10 protein-coding genes are annotated in these 11,266 nt (G+C 31.1%); 8 read left to right on the forward strand and 2 right to left on the reverse strand.

The window, feature by feature from the left end:
* Window positions 1-100: 100 nt before the first annotated feature.
* Complete coding sequence (locus CBLAS_RS02305) at window positions 101-505, reverse strand: acyl-CoA thioesterase (RefSeq protein WP_106871501.1); 405 nt, start codon at window positions 503-505, stop codon at window positions 101-103.
* Between the two features lie 43 nt (window positions 506-548).
* Window positions 549-1,652 (reverse strand): CinA family protein, encoded by a 1,104-nt coding sequence (locus CBLAS_RS02310; protein ID WP_106871499.1) that lies wholly within the window; start codon window positions 1,650-1,652, stop codon window positions 549-551.
* Window positions 1,653-1,766: 114 nt separating this feature from the next.
* On the opposite strand from CBLAS_RS02310, the gene ileS reads away from it, so the two are divergent.
* From ileS to CBLAS_RS02350, 8 genes are all read left to right on the forward strand, one after another.
* The gene (ileS, locus tag CBLAS_RS02315; protein WP_106871497.1) at window positions 1,767-4,520 is read left to right on the forward strand and encodes an isoleucine--tRNA ligase; all 2,754 of its coding nucleotides are present in this window, start codon (window positions 1,767-1,769) and stop codon (window positions 4,518-4,520) included.
* A 96-nt stretch (window positions 4,521-4,616) separates the two neighbouring features.
* Window positions 4,617-5,975, forward strand: coding sequence for an Asp-tRNA(Asn)/Glu-tRNA(Gln) amidotransferase subunit GatA (gene gatA, locus CBLAS_RS02320; protein WP_106871495.1), 1,359 nt, complete (start codon window positions 4,617-4,619; stop codon window positions 5,973-5,975).
* 1 nt (window position 5,976) lies between these two features.
* Window positions 5,977-7,425: an IMP dehydrogenase gene (gene guaB, locus CBLAS_RS02325; RefSeq protein ID WP_106871493.1), complete on the forward strand. Its 1,449-nt coding sequence runs from the start codon at window positions 5,977-5,979 to the stop codon at window positions 7,423-7,425.
* Window positions 7,425-8,534, forward strand: coding sequence for a homoserine O-acetyltransferase MetX (metX, locus tag CBLAS_RS02330; RefSeq protein WP_106871490.1), 1,110 nt, complete (start codon window positions 7,425-7,427; stop codon window positions 8,532-8,534). Before guaB ends, metX begins: the two co-directional genes overlap by 1 nt.
* Window positions 8,522-8,716, forward strand: a complete 195-nt coding sequence (gene xseB / locus CBLAS_RS02335) for an exodeoxyribonuclease VII small subunit (protein ID WP_338152844.1) — start codon at window positions 8,522-8,524, stop codon at window positions 8,714-8,716. The genes metX and xseB overlap by 13 nt, the downstream gene beginning before the upstream one ends.
* Window positions 8,709-9,506, forward strand: a complete 798-nt coding sequence (locus tag CBLAS_RS02340) for a carbon-nitrogen hydrolase family protein (protein WP_106871486.1) — start codon at window positions 8,709-8,711, stop codon at window positions 9,504-9,506. The genes xseB and CBLAS_RS02340 overlap by 8 nt, the downstream gene beginning before the upstream one ends.
* Window positions 9,503-10,159: a HesA/MoeB/ThiF family protein gene (locus tag CBLAS_RS02345; RefSeq protein WP_106871484.1), complete on the forward strand. Its 657-nt coding sequence runs from the start codon at window positions 9,503-9,505 to the stop codon at window positions 10,157-10,159. The genes CBLAS_RS02340 and CBLAS_RS02345 overlap by 4 nt, the downstream gene beginning before the upstream one ends.
* A 367-nt stretch (window positions 10,160-10,526) precedes the next feature.
* Window positions 10,527-11,081: a DNA-3-methyladenine glycosylase I gene (locus CBLAS_RS02350; protein ID WP_106871483.1), complete on the forward strand. Its 555-nt coding sequence runs from the start codon at window positions 10,527-10,529 to the stop codon at window positions 11,079-11,081.
* Window positions 11,082-11,266: the final 185 nt, after the last annotated feature.

Genomic DNA, 11,266 nt, shown 5'->3' on the forward strand with positions numbered 1-11,266 from the left:
TCAAAATAAATTCTTAAACTCTATCTAAAATTAATTTACGTTTAGATAAAAAATAAACTTTATATTATAGCAATAATTAAACATAAAGTTTTTAAGACGCTTAAAACCCATGTAGTTTTTTAAGTTCAGGGTCTATCTCTTTTTTGTTTCCAATCCTATCCACACTCACATATGTAGCCTCAGCTGATGTTACATGCAAGCACACTTTTCTTTTTTCATGAGTTAGTCTTTCTACTACCACCTCTATAGATGTAGTAATGGATGTTTTTCCAACTTTTATAATTTTTGCATAACAACTAAGAAGATCTCCAATATAAACAGGCTCTTTAAAAGTTACCTCTTTCATGGATATAGTTACAACCCTTTCAGGTGCAACCTCTCTAGCAGCAATTGCTCCAGCTGAGTCTATTTGAGATAGTATCCAACCTCCAAAAATATTACCCGATGAGTTTGTATTGTTTGGCATAGCAACCACTTTAATGCGAACTTCACCCATATCTTTCATATAAAACCTTTTTTAAACATCTTTTTATATATCATCTTTGGCATTATAAGAAAAAAAATAGATTAGCGCAAAATTCTATTAGCATGCTTATTGCTATGTTTGCACTTTCTTCTCTAATGTAATTTCTATCGCCGTCTAAATGATACTCTCTTATTATCTTTTTTCCATCAGAGCTTTTAATGCCTATAAAAACAGTTCCCACAGGAAGCTCTTTACTTCCGCCACTAGGTCCTGCAATGCCGCTAGCTGCTATGGCAAAACTAGCTCCACTTTTTTCCAGAGTTCCATCAAGCATTGCTTCTAAACACTGCTTACTAACTGCTCCATAAGTGTTTAGAATATCTTCGCTAACACCTAGCCATATATTTTTTATCTCATTGGAGTAGGTGACTAAACTACCACCAAATACTTCGCTAGCTCCATCTATTTCACATATTTTAGAAGCTATAAGACCACCTGTTAAACTCTCTGCAATACTAATTTTGGCACCAATTTTTCTTAAATTTTTTACGGCAAATTCAAATATACAATCATTTTTTATAATTTGTTCATTAAAAAGCCTACAGATAGACTTTGTAAACCCAGATAAATCACCAAATTTATTCTTAGTTGCTTTTGCTCTTATTATGTAGTTACTATATTGGGCGATATCTAATTCAACTTCAAATTTACTTAAAAGATCTTCTAGGTTGTTTTTGATCATTGAAATTTCATAGCCAAAAATATAAAAATATAAACTATCTTTTGTAGGAGATATAAGAAATTTAGGCAGTTTTTGGAGTGCTTCTACTTTCAAGACATTTATATTTATATCTTTATAGTTTATTAAAAAACTATCTCTCTCCATTTTTTTAGATAAAGATGGCGCTAGGGTTTGATTGTCTTTTTCTAGTTTTAAAACATCATTTGTTAAGGTTGCTAAAACTCTTGCTACTAGGTGATATGTTTCATTTGAAGCAAATACAAAAATATTTTCATAATCTCTACTAAGTTTATCAAAAATATCTGATAAATTTTTATTGTTTTTATCTATAAATTTTAAATCATCTAGCTCTTTGTAGTTTTTAACATACTCTTTAAAAATATAATTTAAAAAAGATGTATTTGCTCTAATATCCTCACCTATTATCAAGATTATACTTCTCATAAAAATCCTTTATTTATTAGAATTATTATAACATTTTTTTATAAGATTTTTAAAATTTATGGATATTTCAGCGCTTCTAAGGTAGAATTTACAAATTTAATTTTAAGGCTTGATATGGATTATAAAGATACGCTTATTTTACCACAAACATCGTTTGAAATGAGGGGTAATTTACCGCAAAATGAACCTAAAAGGTTTAAAAAATGGTATGATGAAAATGCTTATGAAATGATGAAAGAGAAAAGAAAAAACGCAGAAAAGAGTTTTAATCTTCACGATGGACCTCCTTATGCAAATGGGCATTTGCATATAGGACATGCATTAAATAAGGTTTTAAAAGATATTATCTTAAAAACTCACTACTTTTTTGGCGAAGATATCCGCTATGTTCCAGGCTGGGATTGTCATGGACTTCCGATAGAACAACAAGTTGAAAGTAAACTTGGAGATAAAAAAAACAGTTTAAGTAAAAGTGTCATAAGAGAGCATTGTAGAGAGCATGCAAGAGAGTTTATAAATATTCAAAGAGATGAGTTTAAATCTTTAGGTGTTGTTGGGGATTGGGAAGATCCTTATATTACAATGAAGTTTAAATTTGAATCAGACATTTATAAAACTTTATGTAAAATTGCACAAAAAGGGCTTTTGGTTGAAAGAAGCAAACCTGTATTTTGGAGCTGGGCTGCAAAAAGTGCATTGGCTGAGGCTGAGGTTGAGTATAAAGATAAAGAGGATTACTCAATCTATGTTGCATTTGATTTAAGCAATGAGGCTTGTAAAAAACTTGGAGTGCAAAAAGCAAAAGCAGTTATCTGGACTACAACTCCTTGGACTTTACCTGCAAATGAGGCGATATCTCTAAGCCCTAGTGAAAAATATGTTGTTACAAGTGAAGACTATATTTTTGCAAAACCTTTGTTGGAAGTTTTAATAAGTAAAAACATAACAGAGGGAAAAATAGTAAAAGAATTTGACTCACAAGAGCTAGAAGGTGAGTTTGCTATAAATCCACTAAATGATAGAAAATCTAAAATTATTTTAGGCGATCATGTTTTAATGGATGGCGGAACAGGACTTGTTCATACAGCTCCAGGACATGGTGAGGATGACTATTTTGTAGCTTTGAAATATGGCATTGATATAACTATGCCTGTTGATGAAGAGGGGAAATATGATAAAACTTTAAAGGTTAAAAAACTTTTTAGAGATGATATTGTTGATAAAATGGTTGGCGTTCACATCTTCAAAGCAAATGAGATAATCTTAGAATTATTAGGAGATAACTTAATCCACTCTAGTAAATTTACCCACTCTTATCCATATTGTTGGAGAACTCATAAACCTGTAATTTATAGAGCTACAAAGCAATGGTTTATAGCAATGGATGAACCAAAATTAGATGGCAAGACTTTAAGAGAGGTTGCATTAAAAGAGATAGAAAATGTAACATTTTATCCAAAAAGTGGGATAAAAAGACTTCAGTCTATGGTGGAAAATAGACCTGATTGGTGTATATCAAGACAAAGAGATTGGGGAGTTCCTATCGCATTTTTTAGAGATAAAACTACGAAAGAGCCAATTTTTGATGAGGATATTTTAAACAATGTTGCCAACATTTTTGAAGAAAAAGGTGCAGATGCTTGGTGGGATTTAGAAATTAGTGAACTTTTACCAAAAAACTCAAAATATAATCCAGAAAATTTAGAAAAAGTTATGGATATTTTAGATGTTTGGTTTGATAGCGGAAGCACTTGGAATGCTGTTTTAAATAGTGGAGAGTATGATGCTGGAGCATATCAAACAGATATGTATTTAGAAGGAAGCGATCAACATCGTGGCTGGTTCCAAAGCTCACTTTTAATAAGTTGTGCAGTTAATGCAAAAGCACCATATAAAAGCATTTTAACACATGGATTTACTGTTGATGAAAAAGGGCAAAAGATGAGTAAATCTGTCGGTAATGTTATAGCACCTAGTGATGTTGCCAAAGAGTATGGTGTAGAAATTTTAAGGCTTTGGGTTGGGTTAAGTGATTACTCAAGTGATTTAAAAATTAGTAAAAATATCTTAAAACAAGTAAGCGAGCAATATAGAAAGATAAGAAATACTATTAGATTTTTGCTTGCAAATGTTAGTGATTTAGAAAAAATAGATACAGATAATTTCAACTCTTTGGATATGTGGATATTATCTCGTGCTACAACTGTATTTAATGAAACAGCAACTGCTTTTAAAAATTATGATTTTTCAAAAGGCTTTAGCTTGATTATGAACTTTATAAGTGTGGATTTAAGCGGAATTTACCTTGATATTTGCAAAGATAGACTTTATTGTGATGAGTTAAATAGTACAAGAAGAAGAAGTGCACAAAGTGCTATGGCAATAATTGCAAAAGAGCTTTTAGCCCTGATAGCACCAACTTTAACCTATACAGTTGATGAAGCAATTGAAAATGCACCAAAGGTTATAAAAGAAAATAGTAATAGTGTCTTTGACATTATTTATAGTGGAATAAACTATAAAAGCGATGAAAATTATGAACTTCTTTTAAAAGCAAGAGAGAAATTTTCAGAAGTTATAGATACTCTTAAAAAAGATAAAAGTATTAAATCAACTTTAGAATTAGCTCTTCAAACAAGTTCAGATGAAATTTTAAAAGCTGATAGATTAGCTATGTCGGATTGGTTTTTAGTAAGTGATATTGAAGAGATTAATAGTGATGAGTATTTGGTTGAATTTAATGTTTTGGATGAGGTATTTAGACTAGTTAAATCCAAAAAATATAAATGCCCAAGATGTTGGAAATTTAGTGCAGAAGTTGAAGGTGAAGTTTGCCCAAGATGTAAAGAGGTTTTAAATGCTAAGTGAGCCTATGAATTTTAGTGTTGTAGTGATTACGGTTGCTTTAATTTGTGTAAGCATAGGTATTAGTATATTTTTTGTAAACAAACATAAGGAGTCAAAGTGATAAGCTTAAAAGAAGCATTAAAACTTCCAGCAGATGAAATAAATAAATTAAGAAAAGAGCTTGAAGTTAAGATAAAAGAAGACAAAGAACTTGGAGCATATGTTGAGCAATTAACTAATGGTGATATTTCCATAAGTGGAGAGGGAATTCCCATAGCCATTAAGGACAATATTCAAGTAAAAAATTGGAGCGTTACATCTTGTTCAAAAATACTTCAAGGCTATGTTGCTCCTTATGATGCAACAGTTATTAAAAAGCTAAGAGAGGCAAAACTATCTCCTTTTGGAAGAACAAATATGGATGAGTTTGCTATGGGTGGAACTACTGAGTCATCTTTTTATGGCAAAACTCTAAACCCAATTGATAAAAGCAGAGTCCCAGGTGGAAGTAGTGGAGGAAGTGCGGCTGCTGTTGGTGGCGGGCTTGCTATTGTAGCTTTGGGAAGTGATACGGGCGGAAGTATCAGACAACCTGCTGCATTTTGTGGATGCGTTGGATTTAAGCCAAGTTATGGAAGAGTTAGCAGGTATGGCTTGGGTGCGTATTCAAGTAGCTTAGATCAAATAGGACCAATAACTCAAAATGTTGAAGACGCTGCTATTTTATATGATATTATTTCAGGATATGATGAAAAGGATAGTACAAGTTATAATGGTGAGTATCAAACTACTGCTGATAAGCTAAATAAAAATAGAAAATTTACAATAGCTGTTATACAAAACTACATAGATCAAGCTGATAGTGAGATTAGAGATAGACTTTTAGAGGTAATTGAAAAGCTAAAAAAAGATGGTCATAAAATTATATATAAAAATTTTTCAAATGCAAATTATGATATAGCGACCTATTGTATCATATCAACAGCTGAGGCTAGTGCAAATTTAAGCAGATTTGATGGTATTAGATACGGAAGAAGAGCTGAGGCTAATAGTTTGGGTGAGCTATACTCAAAAACTAGAGGTGAGGGCTTTGGGTCTGAGGTAAAAAGAAGAATATTGCTTGGAACTTTTGTTTTAAGTAGTGGGTATTATGATGCTTATTATGTAAAAGCTCAAAAAGCTAGAGAATTTATAAGTAAAGAGTATGAAGAGATTTTTAAAGAGGCTGATATTGTCTTTATGCCCGTTACTCCAACTACAGCTTACAAGCTAGGCGCTAATAAAACTCCTATGGAAACATTTCTAGGAGATCTTTATACAGTTGGGGTAAATTTAGCAGGAATTCCTGCAATCTCTGTTCCTGTTGGTAAAGATAAAGATGGTCTTAATATAAGTGCTCAAATAGTAGGTAAAAAATACGATGAACAAAGTGTTTTGGACGGCGGTTTGATTTTAGAAAAGATAGTAAAGGAATAATATGAATATAACAAAAAAAGCTTTAACTTTTGAAGATGTACTTTTGGTTCCTCAGTATTCTGAGGTATTACCAAAAGAAGTTGATTTAAGAACAAAATTTAGTAAAAATATAAATTTGAATATTCCAATAGTAAGCGCTGCTATGGATACAGTTACCGAGTATAGAACTGCTATTATGATGGCAAGACTCGGAGGCATTGGTGTAATTCATAAAAATATGGATATTCATACCCAAGTTAGAATGGTAAAAAGAGTTAAGAAAAGTGAAAGTGGTGTTATAATAGATCCTATTTTTATAAAAGCTGAGGCTACTGTAAAAGATGCTTTAGATATTATGTCTGAATATAGAATTTCAGGAGTTCCTGTAGTTGATGATAATAATGTTTTAATAGGAATTTTAACCAATCGTGATTTAAGATTTGAAACAGATACAGCCGCGTTAGTTGGTGAAAAAATGACAAAAGCACCACTTATAACAGCACCAAAAGGTTGTACCCTTGATGATGCAGAGAAGATTTTTAGAAGCAATAAAGTTGAAAAACTTCCAATTGTAGATGAAAACGGAAGACTTGATGGGCTTATTACTATAAAAGATCTAAAGAAAAGAGCAGAATATCCAAATGCAAACAAAGACAAATATGGAAGACTAATAGTTGCAGCTGCTATTGGTGTTGGGCAAATTGATAGGGCTGAGGCTTTGGTTGAAGCTGGAGTTGATGCAATTGTTATGGACTCAGCTCACGGACATTCAAAAGGCATTATTAACACACTAAAAGAGTTAAAAGCTAAATTTGATGTTGATGTTGTTGTTGGAAATGTTGCAAATTCTGTTAGCATTAAAGACTTAGCAGAGGCTGGTGCTGATGGTATTAAAGTAGGAATTGGACCTGGAAGTATATGTACAACTAGAATTGTAACAGGTGTTGGATTTCCTCAAATTACAGCTATTAGCGATTGTGCAGATGAGGCTAAAAAATATGGAATTCCAATAATTGGAGATGGTGGAATTAAATATTCAGGTGATATAGCAAAGGGATTGGCAGCTGGAGCAAGCTCTATAATGATAGGAAGTCTTCTTGCTGGATGTGAAGAGAGCCCAGGCGATATGATAACTTATCAAGGTAGAAGATATAAAGTCTATAGAGGGATGGGATCACTTGGTGCTATGCAAAAAGGAAGTGCAGATAGATATTTCCAAGAAGGCACTGCATCAGAAAAATTTGTTCCTGAGGGAATTGAAGGTAGAGTTCCATATGCAGGACCACTAAGTAGTGTTATATACCAACTTGTAGGTGGTGTAAAAAGCTCTATGGGGTATTGTGGTAGTAAAGATATACCAACTTTTCAGGAAAAAGCTGAGTTTGTTCAAATTACAACTGCAGGACTTAAAGAGAGCCATGTTCATGATGTTGTTATAACAAAAGAGGCACCAAATTATAGAGTTGAGTAGTGAAAATATCTACAGAAACAGAGTATTTTAACGAGCCACTTTATTTAGAAAGTGGCCGTATACTACCTTCATATAATCTTGTTTATGAAACATACGGAGAGCTAAATAGCGATAAAAGTAATGCAATAGTAGTTTGTCATGCATTAACAGGCTCTCACCATGCAGCAGGAAGATATAAAGATGAAGTAAAATCTGGATGGTGGGATTCTTTAATAGGCAATGATAAAGCAATTGATACAAAGAAATATTTTGTAATCTGTGTAAATATTTTAGCTAGTCCTTTTGGATCTACTTGTCCACTTGATATAGATAAAACCACCGGTAAAGAGTATAGAACAAAATTTCCTGTTGTTGTAATTAGTGATGTTGTAAATGCTCAAATAAAACTATTTAAAAGACTTGGTATCAAGGAAGCTTATGCTGTAATTGGTGGAAGCTTAGGAGGTATGCAAGCTCTTTGTTTTGCTATAGAGCACCCTCGGTTTAGTAAAAGGGTTATAATGCTTGCAAGCACCTATGCAACAAGACCTTGGGCTATAGCTTTTAATAAAATTGCTATTGAGGGCATTGTTAATGACCCTGAGTTTAATGGCGGATATTATGATAGATACAAGATAGCAAGTGAAGGCTTAAAAGGTATGGCTATTGGGAGAATGGCAGGACATATAAGCTTTTTAAGTCCTGATTCAACCTTAAAGAAATTTGGAAGAGAGTATGTTGAGACAGATGGTCTTTATGAGTTAAAAGGTAGGTTTCAAATAGATAGATATATGGAGTATAATGGGCATAACTTTTCTAAAAGATTTGATCCGCTTTGTTATCTTTATATAGTAAAAATGATGAATATATTTGACTGTACAAGGCATTTTGATAGCTTAGAAGATGCACTGTCTTTGATAAAATCAAGACTCACACTTATATCTTTTAAAGGAGATATGCTTTTTATGCCTTCTGAAATGGAAGAGATATATAAGGCAATGGTTAAAACTGATAGAAAAAATATGGTAGAATATTTTGAGATAGACAGTAACTACGGACATGACGCATTTTTAGTTGAAACTGATAAATTTGATTTTTATATAAAAAAGGCATTAGAGTGGAAAAAATAGATAGTTTTGAAGATAAAATTGAAAAAATAAACCTTCTTTTAGAGAGATTAAAAGATGAAAATTTAAGTTTAGATGAGAGTGTTAAGTTATATAAAGATGGTATGGGAATTTTAAAAGAAGCAAAAAATATTTTAGAAAATGCTAAGCTTGAAATCATAGAAATAGAAAAAGAAGATGAGTAAAATTTGCATTATTCAACTTCCTACTCTTTCTATGAGTGAGGCAAGGATTGATTACTATATAAGAGTTGTAAAAGACAATGGTGCTTGCATGGTTGTTCTTGGTGAATATGTTTTAAATAGCTTTTTAAATGAACTTTTAAAAATGCCAAAAAATTTAATAAAAGAGCAAATTTCACACAAAAAAGAGCTTATGAGAGAGCTTGCTAAAAAATACGACATAACTATAGTTGCTCCTTTTTTACATCCTAAAGGGGATGGTTTCATCAAAGGCATATCAAAATTTTCACCAAAATCAACTAAATTTTGGCAACAAAATATACTTATTAACTATCATCATTGGAATGAAAAAAAGTTTTTTTTAAATGATGCAAAAGAGATAAATCTTCCAGTTTTTAACCACGATAAATTTAAATATGGCGTTATAAGTGGTTTTGAATCTCATTTTGATATCTGTTGGCAATATATGATGAAAAACAGAGTTGATGTAGTTTTGGTTCCAACATCTTCAACATTTGATTCAAACTTAAGATGGGAAGAGCTTTTAAAAATTAGAGCTTTTACAAATCAAGTTTATGTTTTAAGAGCAAATCGTATAGGCAAAACTAAATTTGAGGGAAAAATTTATGAGTTTTATGGTGATAGTTTTGCTGTTTCTCCAAATGGAATTATAAGTAGTAGATTAAAAAAAGAAGAGGGAATTTTACTCTTTGAGCTTTGCAAGGATGAGTTAAAAGAGGAAAGAAAAGCTTGGAAATTTAGAGAAATTATAGAAGAAAGGGAAATTAAATGAATTATTTCCATAGACAAATTCAACTGTGGGGTGAGGATACTCAAAATTTATTAAAAGATAAAAAAGTTTTAATAGTTGGAAGTGGCGGGCTAGGAAGTTCTTTGGCATATGCATTAGGAAGTAGTGGAATAGGGCAAATTGATGTTGTGGATTTTGACACGGTGAGCATTCACAATATCCACCGCCAAATTCTTTTTAATCTAGAAGATGGCGATAAGTTTAAAGCAGAAATTTTTAAAGAAAAAATAGAAAAAAGATATGATGGTATAAAGATAAATACTCATATAAAAACCTTTGATGAATTTATAAAAACATCTACTGAAAAATTTGACTTAATTTTAGATGCCACAGATAATTTAGAAACTAGAGGCAAGATAGATAAATTTGCAAAATCACAACATACACCTTGGATATATTCATCAGTTGAAGCGTTTCATGGACAGGTTTGCTTTATGGATAAGGCAAATTTTAAACCATTTGTAAAAGAGAACTTAAAACCAGCTGGAATTGCTGCTCCAATTGTTATGTTTATAGCTAGTTTTGAGGCAAATTTAGCACTTAGATATTTAGCAAATTTAGAAGTTAAAAAAGATATTTTATACTATTTAGATATTAGTTCGGGCGAGCTAAATTTAAGGAAATTTAAACTATAAAGATAATTTTAAAAGGTTTATTATGGAAAATATTGAGTTTGAAATAGATTTTACTCTAAAGGTAAAATCCTAAAATGGCATGTTAATGTCATTTGCTAGACAGAACAAATATTCCATAATAATAAATAAGTTAAAAAAATATATAAATTTAGAGATAAAATTTGTTTAAATTAAAGCAACCTTAAATTTAGTATGACTATTCATAAAATTATTAATTTAAGGTTTTAAAATATGGTGTGTATTGCCAAATAGGTAAAAATGAGGATTAGCTATTTTTTACTAAAGTTAATTTTGAAAGCTTTAAGAATTTATGGCAAAAAAATGTGAAAAACCATCTATACAATTTAAAATTTGGCAAGGAATAAATATGGAAAAAAAGTGTTGCGATTGGGCGCTTAAAAGTGAAATAGAAAAAATTTATCACGATAATGAATGGGGTAAAATTGTAAAAGATGATAGCATTCTTTTTGAATTTATTATTCTTGAAAGCTTTCAAGCAGGGCTTTCTTGGAGAACTATTTTAAATAGACGTGAAAAAATGAGAGAGGCATTTGATGGATTTAATCCTGAAATTTTAGTTTCTTATGATGATAATTGTGTTGAAAAATTTATGAGTGATGATAGAGTTATAAAAAACAGATTAAAACTTAAATCTCTAGCCTCAAATGCAAAAGCTTTTTTAAATATTCAAAATGAATTTAGTAGTTTTTATAACTACTTATGGGGATTTGTGGACAAAAAACAGATAATAAATTCATTTAGTAATATGAAAGATGTTCCTGCTAAAACCGAGCTTAGCGATAAAATAGCAAAAGATATGAAAAAACGTGGGTTTAAATTTATGGGCTCAACTACGGTTTATGCATATTTGCAAAGTGTGGGTGTAGTAAATGATCATCTAATATATTGTGAAAAAAGATAAATGTAAGCCAAATTTTAAAATGCATTAAATTAAATTTGATGTTTATAGCCATTTAATGACAAAAATCCAGATGTTTTAGTATTTAGGCATAAGAAAAAGAAAAAGTATGGACTTGCTAAGAGATTTTGTTATATTTTGTGCTAAGTTTAGCTTAAAATGTAAGCCTATTTTAGCTATAATAAATT

Source organism: Campylobacter blaseri (genome assembly GCF_013201895.1).
In the GTDB taxonomy this organism is placed as follows: domain Bacteria; phylum Campylobacterota; class Campylobacteria; order Campylobacterales; family Campylobacteraceae; genus Campylobacter_B; species Campylobacter_B blaseri.

Excerpts from the sequence above, each read along its gene's own strand:
- CBLAS_RS02305 (WP_106871501.1), bottom strand. The coding sequence starts at position 505 with ATGAAAGATATGGGTGAAGTTCGCATTAAAGTGGTTGCTATGCCAAAC.
- CBLAS_RS02310 (WP_106871499.1), bottom strand. The coding sequence starts at position 1,652 with ATGAGAAGTATAATCTTGATAATAGGTGAGGATATTAGAGCAAATACA.
- ileS (WP_106871497.1), top strand. The coding sequence starts at position 1,767 with ATGGATTATAAAGATACGCTTATTTTACCACAAACATCGTTTGAAATG.
- guaB (WP_106871493.1), top strand. The coding sequence starts at position 5,977 with ATGAATATAACAAAAAAAGCTTTAACTTTTGAAGATGTACTTTTGGTT.
- CBLAS_RS02340 (WP_106871486.1), top strand. The coding sequence starts at position 8,709 with ATGAGTAAAATTTGCATTATTCAACTTCCTACTCTTTCTATGAGTGAG.
- CBLAS_RS02345 (WP_106871484.1), top strand. The coding sequence starts at position 9,503 with ATGAATTATTTCCATAGACAAATTCAACTGTGGGGTGAGGATACTCAA.
- CBLAS_RS02350 (WP_106871483.1), top strand. The coding sequence starts at position 10,527 with ATGGAAAAAAAGTGTTGCGATTGGGCGCTTAAAAGTGAAATAGAAAAA.